Raw genomic sequence first — 21,957 nt, 5'->3', positions numbered from 1 at the left:
CCCCCGGGCGGGCGGGGGCGCACGACCCCAGCGCCCCTGCGGACGGCGCCGCGCCCCGCGCCCTGCCCCCCCTGCGGGCGGCGCCCCCCGTGCTGGCGTCACGGCGGACGACGCACACCTTGTGTTGGCGTCCACGGCGGACGGGGCACCCCCCGTGCCTCGCCCCCCGGCGGACGGGCACCCCCGTGCCGGCGTCCCCGGCGGACGGGGGCACCCCCCCGTGCCTAGCCCCCCGCGAACGGCGCGCGCCTTGTGCAGGCATCCCCGGCGGACGGGCCCCCGCGCCTAGCCCCAGCGGACGGCGCGCACCTTGTGCAGGCATCCCCCTCGGACGGCGCGCACCTTGTGCAGGCATCCCCGGCGGACGGGGCACCCCCCGCACCTCGTCCCCCCGACGGACGTCGCCCCCCGTGCCGGCGTCCCCGGCGGAGGACGCACCCCCGTACCTCACCCCCGGCGGACGACGCACCCCCGTACCTCACCCCCGGCGGACGGCGCACCCCCGTACCTCGCCCCAGCGGGCGGTGCCCCTGCCGGCGTCCCCGGTGGGCGGGGGCGCGGCGCGCCGTGCCGCGCCCCGTACCCGGCGCCGCACGCCCCGGTGACGGACGGCATCGGGGCCGCCAGGATGGACCCCATGGCCTCCTACCGCCGTGACCTCGCCGTCCGAGCCGCCGTCGCCCAGGGACTCCTCACCCCCGCCGCCCCCGTCGTCGCCCTCCTCGACACCGCCGGCATCCGCGCCTCCGCCGCCGCCCTGACCAGCGCCTTCGCCGCCGTCACCCGTGCCGAGGTGCTGCACGCCTTCGCCGTGAAGGCCGCCCCGCTCGTCCCCGTCCTGCGCCTCCTCGCCGACGCCGGCCTCGGCGCCGAGGTGGCCAGCCCCGGCGAACTGGCCCTCGCCCGCGCCGCCGGCCTGCCCCCCGCCCGTACCGTCCTCGACTCGCCCGCCAAGACCCCCGCCGAACTCCGCGAGGCCCTCGCCCTCGGCATCGCCGTCAACGCCGACAACCTCCAGGAACTGGCCCGGATCGACGCCCTCGTCACCTCCGCCCCCACCGCCTCGCCGCTCGGCCTGCGGGTCAACCCGCAGATCGGCGCCGGCGCCATCGGCTCCACCTCCACCGCCACCGCCACCTCCAAGTTCGGCATCGCGCTCCGCGACGACGGCGCCCGCGAAGCCGTCGTCCAGGCGTACCTCGACCGCCCCTGGCTCACCCGGCTGCACACCCACACCGGCTCCCAGGGCATCCCGCTCACCCTGATGGCCGAAGGCGTCCGGGCCGCGTACGAACTGGCCGAGGAGATCAACGCCAAGGCCGGCCGGCCGCAGATCGACACCCTCGACATCGGCGGCGGCCTTCCGGTCAACTTCGCCTCCGAGGAGGAGACCCCCTCCTACGCCGACTACGCCCGGCTGCTCGCCGCCACCGTCCCCGGCCTCCTCGACGGGCGCTACCGCCTGGTCACCGAGTTCGGGCGCTCCCTGCTCGCCAAGCACGGCACGGTCCTCACCCGCGTCGAGTACACCAAGACCTCCGGCGGCCGCCCCATCGCCGTCACCCACGCCGGCGTCCAGCTCGCCACCCGGACCGTCTACGCCCCCCGGGCCTGGCCGCTGCGGATCCTCGCCTACGACTCCGAGGGCCGCCCCCGCACCGACGACATCACCGTCCAGGACGTCGCCGGCCCCGCCTGCTTCGCCGGCGACCTGCTCGCCGCCGGCCGCGCCCTGCCGCTGCTCCACCCGGGCGACGTCGTCGCCGTCCCGGAGACCGGTGCGTACGCCTTCGCCCACCACTACGCCTACAACAGCCTGCCCCGCCCCGCCGTGCACGGCTTCACCGTCGCCGACGACGACACCGTCACGTTCGCCCTCGTCCGCCCCGCGCAGACCCCGCAGGAGATCGTCGCCGAGGCCGGCGGCGCGTACGCCGACGCGCTCGTCCGGTAGCGGAGCGCGTACCCGACGGCTTCGATGGAGCCATGACCACCACCACAACCGTCGTCGTGGAGCGCCGGGTCGCCGCCTCGCCCGGCCGCGTCTGGGAGTCGATCACCGACCTGCCGGACATGCCCCGGGTGCTGTCCGGCGTCCAGAAGGTCGAGGTGCTCACCGAGGGCGGCTTCGGCGTGGGCACCCGCTGGCGGGAGACCCGGCGGATGCTCGGCAAGGAGGCCACCGAGGAGATGACCGTGACCGAGTGCGAGCCGCCCGACCGGTACGTGACGGTCGCCGACTCGCACGGCATGCACTACGTCTCCGAGCTCTCCCTGCGCCCCGACGGGCCGGACGCCAGCGTGCTGCGGATGACCTTCTCCGCCCGCCCGGCGGGCGGCCGCGCGCCCGGCCTGGTCACCCGCCTCCTCGCCCGCGTCGGCGCCAAGGCCGTCTCCAAGGCGCTCGCGAAGGACCTGGACGACATCGCGCGGGCGGTCGAGTCCCGCTACTGAGCCACCGACCCGGAAGGGCCGACCCGGCGAGGCCGACCCGGCGAGGCCCTCAGGACCGACGGTCCACCCTCCATCATCGGCCAATTCCGGCCTCCTGCGGGCATGTTCCGATGGAAAATGCCAGAACCACTCCCCGACCCCGCGCCGTTCAGTAACGTCACCGTCACTGCCGTTGCCCGCACGCCGTATCGGGAGGGGAACCCGCGTGCCCGGAATCGACGAGTGCCTCATGGAGGCCATGACCCTGCCGGGTGCTCGCGGTGCCTCCCTGGTCGACTGGAACAGCGGCCTCGCACTCGGGACCGCAGGCGAGTCACCGGTCGGCGACCACGAGACGACCGCCGCCGAGACCGCCGAACTCGCCCGCGCCGCCGCCGAGTTCGACTCCTTCACCACCGGCGACGACCCCGGGGACACCGCCGCGGCCGACGGCGCACCGCCCGTCGAGGACCTCATCGTCACCACGCGTGCCGGCTACCACGTCCTCCGCTTCGTCCGGACCTCCTTCGACTCCAGCGTCTTCCTCCACCTCTGGCTCGACCGCGACACCGGCAACCTCGCCCTCGCCCGCATCCGTCTCGGCGACCTCGCCGAGAGACTGGTCCTCGGATGAGCGTCTCCCCGATGCTCGTCCGGCTCGCCGCCGAGAAGGCCACCGGCGCCCTCCTGCGCGACCACGGCACCCTCTACCTCGTCGACGGCCGCGTCGTCCACGCCGAGAGCCCCGCCTCCCCCGGCATGGACGTCCTGCTCACCACCGCCGGACGACTCCCCCGCGAAGGCTGGGACGAGGCCGTCGACCGGGCCGGCGCCCACCGCGCCGTCGGCCGCTTCCTCGTCGACAGCGGCCGGCTGCGCGACGGCGAACTGGAGATATGCCACCTCGGCGCCGTCTTCGACGCCGCCTTCTTCGCGCTCTCCCCCACCAGCGGCCCCACCCGCTTCCGGTACGGCGTCGGCCACTGGTTCGGCACCGTCCGCCCGGTCTCCGCCGAGGCCGTCGAGCGCGAGACCCTCCGCCGCCGCGAACTCCTCGACGCCGTCTGGCCGTACGCCTCCGTCGACACCGCCCCCGTCGTACCCCGCCCGGCCGCCCCCGGCCAGGGCGTCGGCGCCCGCCGCCGCGCCCTGCTCGCCGCCGCCGACGGCGTCCGCACCCCCGCCGAGCTGGCCCGGATCCTCGGCCGCCCCGCCTTCCACACCCTCCTCGACGTCCGCAGGCTCGCCGCCGCCGGACTCGTCGAGACCCCCCTCGACGCACCCCCCGACGCCACCCCCGCACCGCCCGCCCCGGAGTGGCCACCGGTCCCCCCGGTGACCGACCCCGACATCGCCCTGCTGCGCCGGCTCCGTGACGCCCTGGAGGCACACCTGTGATGAGGCGTGCTCTGCGCCTGCGCGCCGAGAGGAGACAGTTGATGACAGCCGAAGCCGAGGTGCTCGGCGAGCTCAGACGCCTGCGCGCCCGGCTGCCGCAGCTCACCGGGGCGCTCGCCGCCAGCGCCGACGGACTCGTCCTCGCCCACGACACCGTGGACGGCGCCGCCGAGAGCGTGGCCGCGCTCACCGCCGCCGCGCTCGGCGTCGGCCGGCGGCTGACCGACTCCACCGGACAGGGCGCCTTCCGCGAACTGCTCGTGCGCGGCGAGGCCGGCTACGTCGCCACCTACGCGGCGGGCGGCTCCGCCGTCCTCACCCTGCTCGCCGAGCCCCGCATCAACGTGGGCCGGCTCCACCTGGAGGCCCGCCGCTCCAGCATCCGCATCGGCGAACTCGTCGACGGCGCACTGAACCCCTGACCCACACCCCTCACCCGTCCAGAACGAAGAAGAGAGAGCACACCATGGCGAACACCGAAGCCTCCCTCAAGGAAGCGGCCGCGATCGAGGGCGCGATCGGCGCCGCCCTCGTCGACTACACCAGCGGCATGGCGCTCGGCACCATCGGCGGCAGCAAGGAGCTCGACCTCACCGTCGCCGCCGCGGGCAACACCGACGTGGTCCGGGCCAAGGTCCGGGCGATGGAGATGCTGGGCCTGAACGAGGAGATCGAGGACATCCTGATCACCCTCGGCACCCAGTACCACCTCATCCGGCTGCTGAAGTCCCGCGGCACCAACGGCCTGTTCCTGTACCTGGCCCTGTCGAAGGACCGGGCCAACCTGGCGATGGCCCGCCACCAGCTGAAGAAGATCGAGGCCGAGCTGGACGTGTGACCCGCCCCGCTCACTCCACGAAGAGTCCCCGCTCCGCCGCCTTCACGTCGAACTGCTCCAGACGCGCCTGCGCGTCCGGCAGTTCGTCCGCCATGGCCTCCAGCAGGACCCGCCCGAGGAGCATCGGCGCGCAGGCGGTGTCGAAGGCGAGACCGGTGCCGACGGCGGCCGGGATGAGGAGGTCGGAGTGGGCGGCGACGGGCGCGAACGCGGACTCGGCCACGGTCACCACCCGGAGCCCGGCCGTCCGCGCGTACTCCAGCGCCTCGACGACCTCGCGCGGGTGCCGGGGCAGCGCGAAGCAGAGCAGCGCGGTGGCCCCGGCCCGTACGGCCGCGTCGATCCGGTCCGTGAGCATCGAGCCGCCCTCGTCGAGCAGCCGGACGTCCGGGTGCACCTTGGCGGCGAAGTAGGCGAAGCCGCGGGCCTGCGAGGAGGCGGCGCGCAGACCGAGGACGAGCAGCGGCCGCGAGCCGGCGAGCAGCCGCCCGGCACGCTCCACCGGCGCCGGGTCGGCGAGCAGCCCGGCGAGGTGCCGGAGGTTCTCGATCTCGGCGAGGACGGCCTGCTGGTACGCGTTGTGCCCGGCGTCCTCGTCGGTGGCGGCCGGCTGCTCGGGCGGCGCGACCTCCCGCAGGTGGCGGCGGAGCGCGGGGTAGCCGTCGAAGCCGAGGGCGACCGCGAAGCGGGTCACGGAGGGCTGGCTGACGCCGGCCAGCTCGGCGAGCTCGACGCTGGAGAGGAAGGGCGCGTCGGCGGCCCGCCGGACCATGCAGTGGGCGATCCGCCGCTGGGTGGGCGTGAGCCGGTGCCCCTCGAAGAGCGCTTGGAGCCGCCCGGCCGGGCTGTCGCTCATGCCGTCCCCCTTCATCCATTCATCCCTGACCCTGTCTGCATAAGGATATGCAGAGGGTGGGGCGGACGGGGAGGGAGAAGCGGAAGGGAACGGTCATGGTCACGCCATGACGTCCGGTTCGTGCGAGGGCTGTAACAAACGCCGCGGGCCGGTGAGCGGACCCACCCCGGTGGCGACAATAACGCTGTCGCCGACACGACGACCGGCCGCGGGCCGGTCACGGGGGAAGAGGAAACGACATGAACTCCACGACGTCCATGGCCCGTTCACCGCGCCGCAGCCTGCGCGCCGCCGTCCTGGCCGCGACCGTGGCAGCGACCCTGCTGACGGCCACCGCCTGCCAGAACGGGGACGACGACAAGGCCGCCGCCCCGCCGACGCCCACCGCGACCGCGTCCGCGACCGGCGGCACCCCGGAGCCCACCGCGCCCACGACCGACTCGGGCACGGGCACCACCACCCCCTCCCCCGCGCCCACGGCCACACAGACCGGCACCGGGGACAGCGGCGAGACCGGCGGCGGAAACGGCACCGAGCTCCCGGACTGCCGGGCCACCGACCTCAACACCGCTGTCGAGCTGCAGGACCCGGCCGGGGAGACCCCCCGCCACTTCCTGCTGACCGTCACCAACAACACCAGGAAGCCGTGCGTCCTCAACGAGGCCCCGATCCTGCGCCTCAAGGCCGGCGACGACGCCCCGATCGTGCAGACGCTCGGCGAGCCGGACACCGAGCCGGTCGTCGTCGAGGGCGGCGGCAAGGCGTACGCCGGCCTGTACGTCTTCGGCAACGACGAGGGCGGCGAGGCCGAGTACGACCAGTCCGACCGCTTCACCGCCACCCTGGTCGCCGGCGAGGGCACCGAACTGGCCGGCACGCTCGTCTTCGACCTGCCGAACGGCCTCGACACCGTCTCGGTCGACGACGCGGCCCGCGTCAACGGCTGGGCCGGCACCGAGGGCCTGGCGATGCGCCCCATCACCCAGCTCTGACGGCCGGGAGGACTGACGCGGGGACCGCCGCACCCCCATCACTGGGGGGCGGGACGACGGCGGTCCCCGCGGGGGACACGGGCCCGGGTCAGGGCCGGTCTCCGCGTCCGCGGCGTCGTCAGAGGTCCGGGAGCCGCTCCGGAGATTCCGTGACGCCGACGAGGAACACTCTGCCGAACCCGTGTTAAGCGGGTGCTGCGCGTACGTGACACCCTCGTACCGTTTGCACGAACGCCGGCACGAGCACCCGCCGAACCCGTCCGGGTGTTACCGGGCGCCGCCGTTCGCCAGGAAGGCGAGCAGGTCCTGGCGGCTGACGACGCCGGTGGGCTTGCCCTCGACGAGGACGATGGCGGCGTCCGCGTCACCGAGGACCGACATCAGGTCGGCGACCGGCTCGCCGGAGCCGACCTGCGGCAGCGGCGCGGACATGTGGTCCTCCAGCGGGTCCTCCAGCTTCGCCTTCTGGGTGAAGAGGTGGTCCAGGAGCTCCCGCTCGACGACCGAGCCGATGACCTCGGCGGCCATCACGTCGGGGTGGCCGGCGCCGGGCTTCACGATCGGCATCTGGGAGACGCCGTACTCGCGCAGCACCTCGATGGCCTGGCCGACGGTCTCGTCCGGGTGCATGTGGACGAGGGACGGCATGCCGCCCTCCTTGTGGCGCAGCACGTCGGCGACGGTGGCGGTGGAGGTGTCCTCCAGGAAGCCGTAGTCCGCCATCCATTCGTCGTTGAAGATCTTCGACATGTAGCCGCGGCCGGAGTCCGGCAGCAGGACGACGACGACGTCGTCCGGGCCGAGGTCCTTGGCGACCTCCAGGGCGGCGACGACGGCCATGCCGCAGGAGCCGCCGACCAGGAGGCCCTCCTCCTTGGCGAGGCGGCGGGTCATCTGGAAGGAGTCCTTGTCGGAGACCGCGACGATCCGGTCGGTGACGTTGCGGTCGTAGGCGGTGGGCCAGAAGTCCTCGCCGACGCCTTCGACCAGGTAGGGGCGGCCGGAGCCGCCGGAGTAGACGGAGCCCTCGGGGTCGGCGCCGATGACCTGGACCTTGCCGCCGCTGGCCTCCTTCAGGTAGTTGCCGGTGCCGGAGATGGTGCCGCCGGTGCCGACGCCCGCCACGAAGTGGGTGATCTTCCCCTCGGTCTGCTCCCACAGCTCGGGACCGGTGGTCTCGTAGTGCGAGCGCGGGTTGTTCGGGTTGGAGTACTGGTCGGGCTTCCAGGCGCCGGGGGTCTCGCGGACGAGGCGGTCGGAGACGTTGTAGTACGAGTCCGGGTGCTCGGGGTCGACCGCGGTGGGGCAGACGACGACCTCGGCACCGTAGGCCCGCAGCACGTTGATCTTGTCGAGGGACACCTTGTCCGGGCAGACGAAGATGCACTTGTAGCCCTTCTGCTGGGCCACGATCGCCAGGCCGACGCCGGTGTTGCCGGACGTGGGCTCGACGATGGTGCCGCCGGGCTTCAGCTCGCCGCTCTGCTCGGCGGCCTCGATCATGCGCAGGGCGATGCGGTCCTTGACCGACCCGCCGGGGTTGAAGTACTCCACCTTGGCGAGGACGGTGGCCTGAATGCCTGCCGTCACGTTGTTGAGCTTCACCAGCGGGGTGTTGCCGACGAGGCTGATCATCGAGTCGTGGAATTGCACCGTGTTCTCCGGGGTCTCCGTAATGGTGTGGCCAGCGTATGCGTAGTCGGGACGCCTTTCGGGGCAGTTAGACCCTGAACGGCTCGAAGGACCTGTACGGCTCGAAGGAGGTGACGTCCCCGATGTCCAGGGCGAGGGTGGCGCGCCGGATCGCGGCGGGAGCCGCGTACGGCGGCGGGAGCATCGGTCTGATCGGCGTGGCCGCGGTCGGGATCGTGCTGGCGGAGGCACAGCTCGCGAAGCGGACGGTGGGCACGGGGACGGCTCCGCTGCCGCCGGCGGTGGACGGCCTCTACGGCAGGGCGTTCGGCACCGACGACCCGCTGCGGCTGGCCCTTCTGGGTGATTCGACGGCGGCGGGCCAGGGCGTGCGCCGGGCGGGTCAGACGCCGGGCGCGCTGCTGGCCTCGGGGCTCGCGGCGGTCGCGGAGCGTCCGGTGGCGCTGCGGAACGTGGCGCTGTCGGGGGCGCGCTCGGACGACCTGGAGCGGCAGGTGTCGCTGCTGCTCGCGCAGCCGCTGGGTCCGCCGGACGTGTGCGTGATCATGATCGGGGCCAACGACGTGACGCACCGGATGCCGGCGACGGAGTCGGTACGGCTGCTGGCGGCGGCGGTGCGGCGGCTGCGGACGACCGGGGCGGAGGTGGTCGTCGGCACCTGCCCGGATCTGGGCACGATCGAGCCGGTCTACCAGCCGCTGAGATGGCTGGCCCGGCGGGCCTCGCGGCAGCTGGCGGCGGCGCAGACGATCGTGGTGGTGGAGCAGGGCGGGCGGACGGTGTCGCTGGGCGACCTGCTGGGTCCGGAGTTCGCGGCGAACCCGCGGGAGATGTTCGGGGTGGACCTGTTCCACCCGTCGGCGGAGGGGTACGCGACGGCGGCGATGGCGGTGCTGCCGACGCTGTGCGCCGCGCTGGGCGTGTGGCCGGAACCGGACCGCCTGGAGCCGGGGCGCCGCGAGGACATGCTGCCGGTGGCGAAGGCGGCGGCCGAGGCGGCGAAGCAGGCGGGTACGGAGGTGACCGGGGCCCGGGCGCCGTGGGCGCTGCTGAAGTACCGGCGCCGGCGGCGGCTGACGGAGCCGGCCGAGGCGGTGGAGGCCGGAGCGGTGGACGGCGGCGCGGCGGAGGGGGTTTCGGACGGTCAGGGGGAGCCGCTGCCGCAGGACTCCCCGTACTCCTGAGCAAGCGCTTAGAAAAGAGGTCCGCATCACACGACGATCCCGGTGACCCCGCCCGGTACGTACGGGTAACTTCCCAGTGAGTCCGACCGCCCACCAGCCCCCTGGAGCCGTGATGCCCGAAGCCGTGATCGTCTCGACCGCCCGTTCCCCCATCGGCCGGGCCTTCAAGGGCTCCCTGAAGGACCTGCGCCCCGACGACCTCACGGCCACGATCATCCAGGCCGCGCTCGCCAAGGTCCCCGAGCTGGACCCGCGCGACATCGACGACCTGATGCTGGGCTGTGGCCTCCCGGGCGGCGAGCAGGGCAACAACCTGGGCCGGATCGTCGCCGTGCAGATGGGCATGGACCACCTGCCGGGCTGCACCATCACCCGCTACTGCTCCTCCTCGCTGCAGACCTCCCGGATGGCGCTGCACGCGATCAAGGCGGGCGAGGGCGACGTCTTCATCTCGGCCGGTGTCGAGATGGTCTCCCGCTTCGTGAAGGGCAACTCGGACTCGCTGCCGGACACGCACAACCCGTTCTTCGCCGAGGCCGAGGCCCGCACCGCCGAGGTCGCCGCCTCCGAGGGCTCCACCTGGCACGACCCGCGCGAGGACGGCGTCGTCCCCGACGCGTACATCGCCATGGGCCAGACCGCGGAGAACCTCGCCCGCTGGAAGGGCGTCACCCGCCAGGAGATGGACGAGTTCGGCGTCCGCTCGCAGAACCTCGCCGAGCAGGCCATCAAGAACGGCTTCTGGGAGCGCGAGATCACCCCGGTGACCCTCCCGGACGGCACCGTCGTCTCCACCGACGACGGCCCGCGCGCCGGCGTCACCCTGGAGGGCGTCTCCGGCCTGAAGCCGGTCTTCCGCCCCGACGGCCTGGTCACCGCCGGCAACTGCTGCCCGCTGAACGACGGCGCCGCCGCGCTCGTCATCATGTCGGACACCAAGGCGCGCGAGCTGGGCCTGACCCCGCTGGCCCGGATCGTCTCCACCGGCGTGTCCGGCCTCTCCCCCGAGATCATGGGCCTCGGCCCGGTCGAGGCGTCGAAGCAGGCGCTGCGGCGGGCGGGCCTGACCACCTCCGACATCGACCTGGTCGAGATCAACGAGGCGTTCGCCGCGCAGGTCATCCCCTCCTACCGGGACCTCGGCTTCGACCTGGACAAGGTCAACGTCAACGGCGGCGCCATCGCCGTCGGCCACCCCTTCGGCATGACGGGCGCCCGCATCACCGGCACCCTGATCAACAGCCTCCAGTTCCACGACAAGCAGTTCGGCCTGGAGACGATGTGCGTCGGCGGCGGCCAGGGCATGGCGATGGTCATCGAGCGGCTGAGCTGAGCCGCAGCGGAGGGTAGGGGTCGCCCGAGGAACGAGGGCGGCACCTGCCCGCAGCGGAGGCGAGGCACAGCGCGACCAGAGCTGAGCCAGGCGCGCTCTCCAGTCGCCGAGCGCGTCAACCGCACCGCGTCCGAGCCGTGACCGAATCTCCCCCAGGATGTGACCTACATCCCGGGGGAGTTCGTTTTCCCAGGTCAGAGCCATTTCGGGACTAAACACCCGGCCGAAATACCTGTCCATTTCGTGACGTAATGCACTGACAGGCAGCCCCACCCCACGACAAGCTGATGTAGGAAGTCGGGGGATCGACTCGAACCGGGAGTACGTCAGTGAGCGCCATGTCTCTTGCCCTGCTGCTGACCACGGCCGCTGCCACGGCCGTGGGCGCCGCTGCCCTGCACCACGTGCGGGGTCTCCGCAAGGAGGTCACCGCCCTGCGCACCGAGCTGGCCGCCGGCCACGGCGTGACGGTCCCCGCGGCCCGCGCCACGCCCGCCGCCGAGATACGGGCCGCGGTCGCGGAGGCGCTGGCCGAGGAGCGCGAGCGCGAGCTCGCCGAGGCGCGGGCCTTCTGGGCCGCGCAGGAGGCCCGGGACGCGGCCGACGCGCCCTCCGCCCTGCTCGGCGGCCCGGCCGGCGAGGAGGCCGGCGGCCTCTTCGTCCCGCGCCAGACGGACTTCGTGGGCCTGGAGGCGATGGCGCTGGAGGCCATGGAGGCCGAGGCGGCCGCGCTCGACGGCATCGTCGACCCGGTGGACGACTTCCCGGAGTACCCGGAGGACTCGGCCGAGCTGGCCGCCGCCCGCCGCCGGCACCCCTCGCACCCGGACTTCGTGCCGGTGCAGACGCCGGTCGTCACGGACCACGAGCGCACGGTGGCGCGTCTGGAGGAGCTGGCCGACACGGCGACGGCCCTCACGGACGTCCGCCCGGGCCCGCTGGGCACGCTCGACGTGTACGTCTTCGCCGACGGCACCACGCTCTGCATGACCCCCGGCCACCGCGAGACCGCGGAGCGCCTCGCGGAGGCCCTCCGCGAGGGCCGGACGCCGGTCCTGCTGGGCGGCTCGGGCGTCTCCGGCGCGTTCGCCCTGACGTTCTCGTACGGCGAGACGGACGAGGAGAACGTGTACATCCTCGCGGACCGGGTCATCGCGTCGCTCTGATCCCCCGCGCCCCTCGCGCCGCGAGGCCCCTTGGGGGGGCCTCACAGGCTTCGGGGCGCCGCTACAGACCCGAGCGCTCCCGCGCCTCCCGTACCAAGGTCACGGCCTCGTCCAGCTCCCGCTCGCGGGAAGGGGACGGGGCCATTCGCAGTGCCTCGGCCAGATCCGCGCCCGCCACCGCGAGCTGGTCGGCCACGACGAAGACCCCCGCGTCGGGGATGATCTGCGGCGCGGCGCCCGGTGTCTCCACGGCCTGCGCCCGTACGGCCAGCTCCCGCGCCAGCGCCAGCCCCTCCGCCGCCGCCCCCTGCTGGAGGCGGCTCTGCGGGGCCGCCCGCAGCCGGTCGGCGAAACGTTCCACAGCGGCGGTCAGGTCACTCGTATCCAGCACGCGCCCGACCCTACCGGGGCGGGGACCCCCGTCCCCCACCCCGGCCCGTGGGCCGTCACTTCGCGTGGCGTCCGAGGAAGTCGCGGACCAGGGCCGCGATCTCCTCGCCGTGCGTCTCCAGGGCGAAGTGCCCGGCGTCGAGCAGGTGGATCTCCGCGTCGGGCAGGTCCCGGGCGAACGCCTCGGCGCCGGCCGGGCCGAAGATCTCGTCGTTGCGCCCCCAGACGGCGAGCAGCGGCGGCCGGTGGGTGCGGAAGTACTCCTGGAAGGCCGGGTAGCCGTCGAGGTTGAACTGGTAGTCCCAGAAGAGCTGGAGCTGGATCTCCTTGTTGCCGGGGCGGTCGAGGCCGGCCTGGTCCAGGGTCCAGGTCTCGGGGGCGATCCGGTCGAGCCGGTCGGCGGGGACGCCGTGGGTGTACTGCCAGCGGGTGGCCTCGGCGGTGAGCAGCTCGCGTACGGCGGGCTCGTGGGCCGCCCGGTCCCGGGCGTGGGCGAAGAGGACGTCCCAGAAGGGCGTGAATCCCTCCAGGTAGGCGTTGCCGCTCTGGGTGACGATCGCGGTGACGCGCTCGGGGTTCCGGGAGGCGATCCGCAGGCCGATGGGGGCGCCGTAGTCCTGGATGTAGAGGGCGAAGCGCTCGACGCCGAGCCGGTCGAGGAGTCCGAGGGTGATCTCGGTGAGCTTCTCGAAGCCGTACGCGAAGTCCTCGACGGCCGGGGCGGCGGAGGCGCCGAAGCCGATGTGGTCGGGGGCGATCAGGTGGTGGGTGTCGGCGAGCTCGGCGATCAGGCCGCGGTACATGTGCGAGCTGGACGGGAAGCCGTGCAGCAGGACGAGGGTGGGGTTGGCCGGGTCGCCGGCCTCCCGGTAGAAGACGTCGAGCCCGTCGACGGTGACGGTGTGGGCGCGCAGGGCGAAGCTGGACATGGCTGACTCCCCGTTTCCGGTCTCCGATCGGGAGAACGATCGTTCTCCCGATGCCCTGTAGAGTAGGAGAACGATGGTTCTCCACGCAAGGGGTGAGCGGACGATGGATGCGGAAACCGCCGGGCTGAAGGTGCTCGACACCGCGGAGCGGCTCTTCGGCGAACGGGGGGTGCAGGCCGTCGGCATGGACGCCATCCGCTCCGCCTCCGGCGTCTCGCTCAAGCGGCTGTACCAGGTCTTCCCGTCCAAGGACCTGCTCGTGGAAGCCGTCCTGAAGCGCCGGGACGAGGCCGTCAGGGGCTCACTGACCGCTCATGGCGCCCGGGTCGCCGACGGGCCGTACGAGCGCGTCCTGGCGGTCTTCGACTGGCTCGCCGACTGGTTCGCGGAGCCCGGCTTCCGCGGCTGCGCCTTCATCAACGCCTTCGGGGAGCTCGGCGGGGTGACCCCGTCCGTGGCCGCGATCGCCCGCGACCACAAGGAGGCCGTCCGCTCCTACCTCGCCGAGCAGACCGACGCCCTGGGCGCGCCGCGGGACCTCGCCGACCAGCTGGCCCTGCTCGCCAACGGCGCCATGGCGATCGCGGGCATCACCGGCTCCGCGGAGCCGGCCGCCCAGGCGAAGGCGGCCGCCCGCGTCCTGCTCGACGCGGCGCGCCCCTGAGCACGCGGAAGGGCCCGCCCGGCACGAAGCCGGACGGGCCCTTCCCCCGAGTCACGGGGTGCGTCAGTCGTCGCCCTGCAGGATCGACAGCAGACGCAGCATCTCCAGGTAGATCCACACCAGGGTCATGGTGAGACCGAAGGCGGCCAGCCACGCCTCCTCGCGCGGGGCACCGTAGGTGATGCCGTCCTCGACCTGCTTGAAGTCGAGGGCCAGGAAGCAGGCGCCCAGGATGATGCCGATGACACCGAAGAGGATGCCGAGGCCACCGCTGCGGAAGCCGAGGCCGTCACCGCCGGCGAAGACCGCGAAGAGCAGGTTGGCCACCATGAGCAGCATGAAGCCCATGGCCGCGGCGATCACGAAGCCGGTGAAGCGGCGGTTGACCCGGATCCAGCCCATCTTGTAGGCGACCAGCACGCCGGCGAAGACCGCCATCGTGCCGAGGACCGCCTGGATGACCACGCCGTCGGCGATGTAGGTCGAGACGGCCGCGGAGATCACGCCGAGGAAGACGCCCTCGAAGGCCGCGTAGCCCAGGATGAGCGCGGGCGACGGCGTGCGCTTGAAGGACTGCACCAGCGACAGGACCAGGGCGACCAGGGCGGCGCCGATGGCGATGCCGTAGGACTTGCCGAGGTTCGCCGGGTCGACCGGCAGCAGCAGCCAGGACAGGACGGCGGTGAGCACGACCGTGCCGAGCGTCATGGCCGTACGGCTCACGACGTCGTCGATCGTCATCACGTTGCCGCGCGCCTGCTGCGGGGCGCCGGTCTGGACGTCCTGCGGCGCGTAGGGGTTGGTGGCGTACGGGTTGGTCGCGCCGTCCGCGTACGGGTTGCCGGTCGCGTACGGGCTGGCTCCGACGGCGGGGCCCCCGGCCTGCGGCTGCTGCGCGTTGAAGCCCGCGTAGCCGTTGTCGCGGCTGAACCCCCGTCGCGAGAAGACCGGGTTGCTGCTCCTCATCTCACTCCTCCATGGACGGCCGCGCGCGCGGCCTTGCGTCAAGGGTAATGCGTAGGCAAAAGAAACTCTCTAGTGCTCGGGGAGGATCTTTTGCGACAACATTCGATCTTCCCCGGCCACGGGCGCGCACACCGAGCCGTCGAGCGCCACCGGGCCGTCGGAGCGGCCGGCGGAGCCCGGGGAAGGAGGGAGCGGAGGGAGGAGGAGCCTCGTGCGCCGGGCCGCAGGCGTCCGCCTGAGGCCCTGGTGGTGCCCGGAACCGGACTTGAACCGGTACGGCCCGAAGGCCAGCGAGGTTTAAGCTCGCCGTGTCTGCTATTCCACCATCCGGGCGTGCCGCGCTGCTCCGCGTTGGCAACAGGAGCCTATCGGGGCCCTTCCCTCGATCAGCGGAACGAGCTCCCGATGTTGTCTTATTTTATTGACGTCTGAGGGGGCGTCAGCGCAGGTGAGCGGGGTTTTCGCGAACTGTGACCGGGGTCGCAGGCGCAAAGCCGCCACCCCCTGATTGACCAGATCTCGACGCATGTGTGTCACGTCCGCCCTCGGGGTCGCCGTCATACCAGAGGAGGACCCGCGGGGGTCCCGGTCCGACCCAAGGCTGCCCCTCGAACGGGCACGTGGACGGACGACCCGGGCAGGAACGTTCGAAACGATGGAGTGGTTCCCGGACGCCGGTTCCGGAGCAGCCAGCCGCGATCAGCCGCGATCACCGTCGTGACAGGAGTCCCCCTCGTGACCACCACCCCCACCGTGCCCCGCGCCACCGCGGTGGCCGCCCGCGCCACGGAGCTCACGAAGGTCTACGGAGAGGGCGAGACCCAGGTGGTCGCGCTCGACCGGGTCAGCGTGGACTTCCGCCAGGGCGAGTTCACCGCGATCATGGGCCCCTCCGGCTCCGGCAAGTCGACGCTCATGCACTGCGTCGCCGGCCTCGACTCCTTCTCCTCCGGCTCGGTCCGGATCGGCGACACCGAGCTGTCCACCCTCAAGGACAAGCACCTCACCCAGCTCCGCCGGGACAAGATCGGCTTCATCTTCCAGGCGTTCAACCTGCTGCCGACCCTGACCGCCATGGAGAACATCACGCTCCCCATGGACATCGCCGGCCGCAAGCCCGACCAGGCGTGGGTCCAGCGGGTCATCGACATGCTCGGCCTCTCCGGCCGCCTCAAGCACCGTCCCACCGAGCTCTCCGGCGGCCAGCAGCAGCGCGTCGCGGTCGCGCGCGCCCTCGCCTCCCGGCCCGAGATCATCTTCGGCGACGAGCCCACCGGAAACCTCGACTCGCGCTCCGGCGCCGAGGTCCTCGGCTTCCTCCGCAACTCGGTCCGCGAGCTCGGCCAGACCGTCGTCATGGTCACCCACGACCCGGTCGCCGCCTCCTACGCCGACCGCGTGATCTTCCTGGCCGACGGCCGGATCGTCGACGAGATGCTGCGCCCCTCCGCCGACGGCGTCCTCGACCGTATGAAGGCGTTCGACGCCAAGGGCCGTACGAGCTGACGCGGCCCCGCACCGCCTCCGCCCGTCGCCCACCCGACCTCCAGGACCTCACCCATGTTCCGTACCGCCCTGCGCAACGTCCTCGCGCACAAGGCGCGGCTGCTGATGACCGTGCTCGCCGTGATGCTCGGCGTCGCCTTCGTCTCCGGCACCCTCGTCTTCACCGACACCCTCTCCCAGGCATTCCGCAGCCAGTCCGCGAAGAGCTACGACGACGTCGCCGTGGCCGTCGACATGCGGCCGGCCCCGGAGGAGGCCGCCAAGAACCCCGGCCTCTCCCAGGCCACCGTCGACAGGATCGCGAAGCTCGACGGCGTCACCGGCGTCCAGCCCCGCGTCGACGGCTTCGCCGGCGTGCCGGACGCCAAGGGCAAGCTGATCGGCTCCGGCTGGTCCAACAAGGGCACCAACTTCGCCCCCGGCCCCGACGGCAAGGACCCGGCCCTCGCCTTCACCTCCGGGAACGGCCCCACCGAGCCGGGCCAGATCGCCCTCGACAAGGAGACCGCCGACAAGGGCGGCTACCAGGTCGGCGAGCGGGTCCGCGTCGCCACCAACGGCCCGGTGAAGGAGTACACCCTCTCCGGCGTCTTCACCACCGAGGACGGCGCCGTCAACGCCGGCGGCAGCCTCGTCGTCTTCGACGCCCCGGTCGCCCAGAAGCTCTACCTCAAGCCCGGCTACTACTCCGACGTCAACGTCTCGGCCGCCCGGGGCACCGACGCCGACAAGCTCCTCGACGAGGTCCTCAAGGTCGTCCCGAAGGCCGCCACCGCCCAGACCGGCCAGGCCCTCGCCGACCAGCAGGCCCGCGACATCGAGGCCGGTCTCGGCGCGCTCAACCAGACGCTGCTCGGCTTCGCCGGCATCGCGCTCTTCGTCGGCGTCTTCCTGATCTCCAACACCTTCACCATGCTGGTCGCCCAGCGCACCAAGGAGCTCGCCCTGATGCGCGCGGTGGGTGCCTCGCGCAAGCAGATCACCCGCTCCGTCCTCGCCGAGGCCGGCATCGTCGGCCTGGTCGCCTCCGCCGTCGGCTACCTCCTCGGCATCGGGCTCGCCGTGGGCCTGCGCTCCGGCATGGCCGCCTTCGACATGAAGGTCCCGGACGGCGACCTGGTCCTCGGCGCCACCCCGGTGCTCGCCGCCTTCGGCGTCGGCGTCGTCATCACCACGCTGGCCGCCTGGCTGCCGGGCCGCCGCGCGGCGAAGATCCCGCCGGTCGCCGCCATGAACAGCGTCCACGCCACCCCGAACGCCAAGTCGCTCGTCGTGCGGAACGCCATCGGCGCCGCGATCACCGCGATCGGCGCCGTCCTGATCGTGCTCGGCGCGAACACGGGCGGCGACGAGGGCCGGATGACCATCGCGGGCGGCGCCTTCGCCACCCTCATCGGCGTCATCATCCTCATCCCCTTCCTGTCCCGGCCCGTGATCGCCCTGATCCGCCCCTTCTTCGTGAAGGTCTTCGGGATCTCCGGCAAGCTCGCCGGCCTCAACGCGGTCCGCAACCCGCGCCGCACCGGCGCCACCGCCTCCGCGCTCGCCATCGGCCTCACCCTGGTCACCGGCCTCACCGTGATCGGCGTCAGCGCCGGCCAGGCCCTCGACAAGATGACGGTCGAGCAGATCAAGGCCGACTACATGGTCACCATGGCCAGCGGCGAGGGCCTGTCGCAGGAGGCCCTCACGGCCCTGGAGAAGGCCCCGGGCGTCACCGCCGTCTCCCCGCAGCAGGCCGGCGCCTTCGACCTCAAGGGCTCGTACGTCTCCGCCTCCGGCGTCACCCCCGGCGACATCGACAAGGTCCTCAAGGTCGACGTCCTGCAGGGCTCGCTGGCCGGGCTCGCCGACGGGCAGATCGCCGTCGCCGACAAGACCGCCGCCAAGCGCGGCCTGAAGGTCGGCGCCTCCGTCCCGGTCGAGTACCTGGACAAGAAGAAGGGCGAGCTGAAGGTCGCCGCGATCTACAAGGACAGCGAGTTCCTCTCCCCCGTCCTCGTCGACACGAAGATCCTCGACGCGCACGACCCGCAGAAGTACATCCCGCAGATCTTCGTCTCCACCGACGGCGGCCCCGGCGACGCCAACGAGCAGGCGCTGATCAAGGCCCTGGGCGACAACCCCGCCATCTCCGTCATGGACGAGAAGGACATCCGCGACGAGTTCGGCGGGCAGATCAACCTGCTCCTGAACATCATGTACGGCCTGCTCGCGATGGCCCTGATCATCGCCGTCCTCGGCGTCGTCAACACCCTCGCGATGTCCGTCTTCGAGCGCCAGCAGGAGATCGGCATGATCCGGGCGATCGGTCTCGACCGCCGCCGGGTCAAGCGCATGGTCCGCCTGGAGGCCGTGGTCATCTCGGTCTTCGGCGCGGTCGTCGGCGTCGGCCTCGGCACCTTCCTCGCCTGGGCCATCGGCAAGACCTTCGAGGCGAGCCTGCCGGGCTACGGCTTGGTCGTGCCGTGGGACCGGGTCGGGGTCTTCCTGGTCCTCGCCGCCCTGGTCGGCGTGCTGGCCTCGCTCTGGCCGGCCCGCAGCGCCGCCCGCCTGAACATGCTCACCGCCATCAAGGCCGAGTAGCGCCGGGCACGAGGGAGGGCCGGGGTTCCCACGGGAACCCCGGCCCTTCCGTCATTCCGTCCACTCCCGCGACCGCAGCGGCAGCCCGCTCGCGCCCGACACCGGCGTCCTCACCGCCAGGAACTGGTTCACGCCGATCCGGTTGCGCTCGAAGGAGACCGCCGAGGCCGCCATGTAGAGCCGCCAGATCCGGGCCCGGCCGGGCGAGGTGAGCCGGACCGCCCGCTCCCACTCCGCCTCCAGGTTCGCCACCCACCGGCGCAGCGTCAGCGCGTAGTGCTCGCGGATCGCCTCCACGTCCCGGACCTCGAAGCCGGCGTCCTCCAGGGTCGTCAGGGTGCGGCCCATCGGGGCGAGTTCGCCGTCGGGGAAGACGTACGCGTCGATGAAGGCGTCCACGTGGTACGCCTCCTCGTCGGGCTCGGGGAGGCGCGAGATCTGGTGGTTCAGGAGCCGTCCGCCGGGCTTCAGGAGGCCGTACAGGATGTCGGCGTACTCCCGGTACCGGACGGCGCCGACGTGCTCGGCCATGCCGATGGAGGAGATCGCGTCGAACGGCCCGTCGGGCACGTCGCGGTAGTCCTGGACCCGGATCTCGATCCGGTCGGCGAGCCCCTCCTCGGCGATCCGCTTGCGGGCGAAGGCTGCCTGTTCGCGGGAGAGGGTGATGCCGACGACCCGGGCGCCGTACGCACGGGCCGCGTGGATCGCCATCGAGCCCCAGCCACAGCCCACGTCGAGCAGCCGGTCGCCCTCCTTCAGGGCCAGCTTGCGGGCGATGAGGTCCAGCTTGTCCCGCTGGGCGTCCTCCAGGGTCCCGTCCGCGGTCCAGTAGGCGCACGAGTAGACCATCGACGGGCCGAGCACCAGCGCGTAGAAGTCGTTGCCCACGTCGTAGTGGTGACTGATCGCCTGCTTGTCGCGGCGCCTGCTGTGCCGGCCGCCGCTGCGGCCCCTGACCTCCTCGGCCGGCGGCTTCGGCGGCGGCAGCGGCCCGGCCAGCCGGAGCAGCGCCGCCACGGCGCCCCGGACGCGCGGGTCGCGGACGGCGGCGAGCAGTCCGCCGCCGGACTCCCGGTCGCGGTCCCAGATCAGCCCGGAGAGCCGGTCCAGGGCCTCGTAGAGGTCTCCCTCGACGTCGATGTCGCCGGCCACCCAGGCGCGGGCCAGGCCCAGCTCGCCGGGTCTCCAGATCATCCTGCGCAGCGCCCTGCGGTCCCTGAGGACGAGGACGGGGCCGGTGCCCGCGGGACCCGCCTCGCTGCCGTCCCAGGCGCGCAGGCGCACGGGGAGGGGACTTCCCAGCAGTTCCTCGGCGAGAGTCGCGAGCCGCGTCGCGGCGTCGGCCATGGTGACACACCTCCGTGGTCTTCCCCCAGACTGTCGTCCGTCACCAAGGGAACACCGTCCGTAGGGATTTCCCATCCCGCCGCGACGCAACGACTCGGCAAAACGCGCCGAAAACACGCCGAAGGGCCGCCCGCACCACGGATGACGGACGGCCCTTCGGTACTGCTCGGGGTGTTACGACGCCTTGGCCTTCTCCGGGGCCGGCGCGGCCGCGGCGGGGGCCGGGGCGGGCTTGGCGGCCTCGTAGAACTCCTCGCGCGGCGTCTCCATGGCGCCGAGCGAGACGACCTCGCGCTTGAGGAACATGCCGAGGGTCCAGTCGGCGAAGACGCGGATCTTGCGGTTGAAGGTCGGCATCGCCATGCCGTGGTAGCCACGGTGCATGTACCAGGCGAGACGGCCCTTGAGCTTGATCTTGAACTTGCCCATGACGATCATGGCCACGCCCTTGTGCAGGCCGAGACCGGCCACGGCGCCCTTGTTGGCGTGGCTGTACGTGCGCTGCTCGAAGCCGCGCATGCCGGACACGACGTTGTCGCCGAGGACCTTGGCCTGGCGCAGGGCGTGCTGGGCGTTCGGCGGGCACCAGGCGCGCTCGGCCGGGACGCCGGCCTTGATCGCGGCCAGGTCCGGGACCTGGGCGTTGTCGCCCGCGGCCCAGACGTAGTCGAGGCCGTTGACCTGGAGCTTCTCGTTGCAGTCCACGTGGCCGCGGGGGCCGAGCGGGAGGCCGAAGCGGGCGAGGGCCGGGTTCGGCTTGACGCCGGCGGTCCACACGATGGTGTTGGAGTCGACCTCGAGGCCGTTCTTGAGCACGACGTGGCCGTCCACGCAGGAGTCCATGGAGGTCTCCAGGTAGATCTCGATGCCGCGGCTCTCCAGGTGCTCCTTGCCGTACTGGCCGAGCTTGGGGCCCACCTCGGGGAGGATCTTGTCGGCCGCGTCGACCAGCACGAAGCGCATGTCCTCGCGGGACACGTTCGTGTAGTACTTGGCCGCGTCGCGGGCCATGTCCTCGACCTCGCCGATGGTCTCGGCGCCGGCGAAGCCACCGCCGACGAAGACGAAGGTCAGGGCCTTGCGGCGGACCTCCTCGTCGGTGGTCGAGTCGGCCTTGTCCAGCTGCTCGAGGACGTGGTTGCGCAGCCCGATGGCCTCCTCGATGCCCTTCATGCCGATGCCCTGCTCGGCGAGGCCGGGGATCGGGAAGGTGCGGGAGACGGCACCCATCGAGATGACCAGGTAGTCGAACGGCAGCTCGTACGCCTCGCCGACGAGCGGCGCGATCGTGGCGACCTTGCGGTCCTGGTCGATGGTGGTGACCCGGCCGGTGAGCACCTCGGCTCCGCGCACGACGCGTCGCAGCGGGACGACGACGTGGCGCGGCGAGATGCTGCCGGCGGCGGCTTCGGGGAGGAAGGGCTGGTACGTCATGTACGACCGCGGGTCGACGACCGTGACGGTCGCCTCGGCGTAACGCATCTTCTTGAGGATGCGCCGCGCGGCGTACAGGCCAACGTACCCGCCGCCTACGATGAGGATCCTGGGACGCTCCGTGGTGCTCATGGCATCGAGTATCCACCCACTCCCGGGGGTCACCTCGTGCGCCCCTTCACAAGCTTCCGGGGGTGCTCTGCTACACTCCGCCGCCCACGTGATCCAGGTCATGGTCGTGCAAAGGAACCTGGATGCAGTGGTGAACGTTATTCACCC

20 protein-coding genes and 1 tRNA gene are annotated in these 21,957 nt (G+C 72.5%); 13 read left to right on the top strand and 8 right to left on the bottom strand.

From position 1 onward, the window contains the following. Positions 1 to 628: 628 nt before the first annotated feature. The 6 genes from IF73_RS0130220 to IF73_RS0130195 all read left to right on the top strand — a co-directional run bounded on the left by IF73_RS0130220 (position 629) and on the right by IF73_RS0130195 (position 4,669). Positions 629 to 1,954 carry a diaminopimelate decarboxylase gene (locus IF73_RS0130220; RefSeq protein WP_031013655.1) on the top strand — a complete coding sequence of 442 codons (1,326 nt, stop codon included), beginning with the start codon at positions 629 to 631 and terminating at the stop codon, positions 1,952 to 1,954. A 32-nt stretch (positions 1,955 to 1,986) separates the two neighbouring features. Further along, positions 1,987 to 2,454, top strand: coding sequence for an SRPBCC family protein (locus tag IF73_RS0130215; protein ID WP_031013653.1), 468 nt, complete (start codon positions 1,987 to 1,989; stop codon positions 2,452 to 2,454). Between the two features lie 205 nt (positions 2,455 to 2,659). Then, a complete protein-coding gene (locus IF73_RS0130210) occupies positions 2,660 to 3,067 on the top strand; it encodes a hypothetical protein (RefSeq protein ID WP_031013652.1) in 408 nt (135 codons plus the stop codon). Continuing rightward, complete coding sequence (locus IF73_RS0130205) at positions 3,064 to 3,831, top strand: hypothetical protein (RefSeq protein WP_031013650.1); 768 nt, start codon at positions 3,064 to 3,066, stop codon at positions 3,829 to 3,831. Before IF73_RS0130210 ends, IF73_RS0130205 begins: the two co-directional genes overlap by 4 nt. Before the next feature lie 41 nt (positions 3,832 to 3,872). Beyond that, complete coding sequence (locus IF73_RS0130200; protein WP_031013649.1) at positions 3,873 to 4,253, top strand: roadblock/LC7 domain-containing protein; 381 nt, start codon at positions 3,873 to 3,875, stop codon at positions 4,251 to 4,253. Between the two features lie 44 nt (positions 4,254 to 4,297). Next, positions 4,298 to 4,669, top strand: a complete 372-nt coding sequence (locus IF73_RS0130195) for a hypothetical protein (protein WP_031013646.1) — start codon at positions 4,298 to 4,300, stop codon at positions 4,667 to 4,669. Positions 4,670 to 4,679: 10 nt separating this feature from the next. Here IF73_RS0130195 and IF73_RS0130190 read toward each other — a convergent pair whose 3' ends face one another. Then, positions 4,680 to 5,525: a MurR/RpiR family transcriptional regulator gene (locus IF73_RS0130190; protein ID WP_031013645.1), complete on the bottom strand. Its 846-nt coding sequence runs from the start codon at positions 5,523 to 5,525 to the stop codon at positions 4,680 to 4,682. A gap of 239 nt (positions 5,526 to 5,764) precedes the next feature. Here IF73_RS0130190 and IF73_RS42645 point away from each other — a divergent pair, with 239 nt between their 5' ends. Beyond that, the gene (locus tag IF73_RS42645; RefSeq protein ID WP_031013644.1) at positions 5,765 to 6,517 is read left to right on the top strand and encodes a DUF4232 domain-containing protein; all 753 of its coding nucleotides are present in this window, start codon (positions 5,765 to 5,767) and stop codon (positions 6,515 to 6,517) included. A 267-nt stretch (positions 6,518 to 6,784) separates the two neighbouring features. Here the strand turns inward: IF73_RS42645 and IF73_RS0130180 are convergent, their stop codons facing one another. Beyond that, the gene (locus tag IF73_RS0130180) at positions 6,785 to 8,170 is read right to left on the bottom strand and encodes a cystathionine beta-synthase (protein ID WP_031013643.1); all 1,386 of its coding nucleotides are present in this window, start codon (positions 8,168 to 8,170) and stop codon (positions 6,785 to 6,787) included. Between the two features lie 122 nt (positions 8,171 to 8,292). Between IF73_RS0130180 and IF73_RS0130175 the strand changes: the two genes are divergently transcribed. The 3 genes from IF73_RS0130175 to IF73_RS0130165 all read left to right on the top strand — a co-directional run bounded on the left by IF73_RS0130175 (position 8,293) and on the right by IF73_RS0130165 (position 11,853). Beyond that, on the top strand, positions 8,293 to 9,354 hold the full coding sequence (locus IF73_RS0130175) for an SGNH/GDSL hydrolase family protein (protein WP_078868334.1): 1,062 nt from the start codon (positions 8,293 to 8,295) through the stop codon (positions 9,352 to 9,354). A 112-nt stretch (positions 9,355 to 9,466) separates the two neighbouring features. Then, a complete protein-coding gene (locus tag IF73_RS0130170) occupies positions 9,467 to 10,687 on the top strand; it encodes an acetyl-CoA C-acetyltransferase (RefSeq protein WP_031013641.1) in 1,221 nt (406 codons plus the stop codon). Between the two features lie 338 nt (positions 10,688 to 11,025). Further along, positions 11,026 to 11,853 (top strand): hypothetical protein, encoded by an 828-nt coding sequence (locus tag IF73_RS0130165; RefSeq protein WP_031013640.1) that lies wholly within the window; start codon positions 11,026 to 11,028, stop codon positions 11,851 to 11,853. Between the two features lie 61 nt (positions 11,854 to 11,914). On the opposite strand, the gene IF73_RS0130160 is transcribed toward IF73_RS0130165, so the two are convergent. Both IF73_RS0130160 and IF73_RS0130155 read right to left on the bottom strand, forming a co-directional pair. Beyond that, positions 11,915 to 12,244 carry a hypothetical protein gene (locus IF73_RS0130160; RefSeq protein WP_031013638.1) on the bottom strand — a complete coding sequence of 110 codons (330 nt, stop codon included), beginning with the start codon at positions 12,242 to 12,244 and terminating at the stop codon, positions 11,915 to 11,917. Positions 12,245 to 12,299: 55 nt separating this feature from the next. Beyond that, positions 12,300 to 13,172, bottom strand: a complete 873-nt coding sequence (locus tag IF73_RS0130155) for an alpha/beta fold hydrolase (RefSeq protein WP_031013637.1) — start codon at positions 13,170 to 13,172, stop codon at positions 12,300 to 12,302. A 103-nt stretch (positions 13,173 to 13,275) separates the two neighbouring features. On the opposite strand from IF73_RS0130155, the gene IF73_RS0130150 reads away from it, so the two are divergent. Beyond that, positions 13,276 to 13,836, top strand: a complete 561-nt coding sequence (locus IF73_RS0130150) for a TetR/AcrR family transcriptional regulator (protein WP_031013636.1) — start codon at positions 13,276 to 13,278, stop codon at positions 13,834 to 13,836. Between the two features lie 63 nt (positions 13,837 to 13,899). Here the strand turns inward: IF73_RS0130150 and IF73_RS0130145 are convergent, their stop codons facing one another. After that, positions 13,900 to 14,802, bottom strand: a complete 903-nt coding sequence (locus tag IF73_RS0130145) for a Bax inhibitor-1/YccA family membrane protein (RefSeq protein WP_031013634.1) — start codon at positions 14,800 to 14,802, stop codon at positions 13,900 to 13,902. Positions 14,803 to 15,049: 247 nt separating this feature from the next. Then, a tRNA-Leu gene (locus tag IF73_RS0130140) sits at positions 15,050 to 15,135 on the bottom strand. Between the two features lie 402 nt (positions 15,136 to 15,537). Between IF73_RS0130140 and IF73_RS0130135 the strand changes: the two genes are divergently transcribed. Both IF73_RS0130135 and IF73_RS0130130 read left to right on the top strand, forming a co-directional pair. Next, positions 15,538 to 16,308: an ABC transporter ATP-binding protein gene (locus tag IF73_RS0130135; protein ID WP_031013632.1), complete on the top strand. Its 771-nt coding sequence runs from the start codon at positions 15,538 to 15,540 to the stop codon at positions 16,306 to 16,308. Between the two features lie 54 nt (positions 16,309 to 16,362). Continuing rightward, on the top strand, positions 16,363 to 18,894 hold the full coding sequence (locus IF73_RS0130130; protein WP_031013631.1) for an ABC transporter permease: 2,532 nt from the start codon (positions 16,363 to 16,365) through the stop codon (positions 18,892 to 18,894). 51 nt (positions 18,895 to 18,945) lie between these two features. Here IF73_RS0130130 and IF73_RS0130125 read toward each other — a convergent pair whose 3' ends face one another. Together IF73_RS0130125 and IF73_RS0130120 are read right to left on the bottom strand one after the other, a co-directional pair. Then, positions 18,946 to 20,244 carry an SAM-dependent methyltransferase gene (locus tag IF73_RS0130125; RefSeq protein WP_031013628.1) on the bottom strand — a complete coding sequence of 433 codons (1,299 nt, stop codon included), beginning with the start codon at positions 20,242 to 20,244 and terminating at the stop codon, positions 18,946 to 18,948. A gap of 174 nt (positions 20,245 to 20,418) precedes the next feature. After that, positions 20,419 to 21,810, bottom strand: coding sequence for an NAD(P)/FAD-dependent oxidoreductase (locus IF73_RS0130120; RefSeq protein ID WP_031013627.1), 1,392 nt, complete (start codon positions 21,808 to 21,810; stop codon positions 20,419 to 20,421). Positions 21,811 to 21,957: the final 147 nt, after the last annotated feature.

It is taken from the genome of Streptomyces sp. NRRL F-5727, assembly GCF_000719555.1.
GTDB lineage: Bacteria > Actinomycetota > Actinomycetes > Streptomycetales > Streptomycetaceae > Streptomyces.
This window is presented reverse-complemented; position numbering and strand designations above follow the sequence as displayed.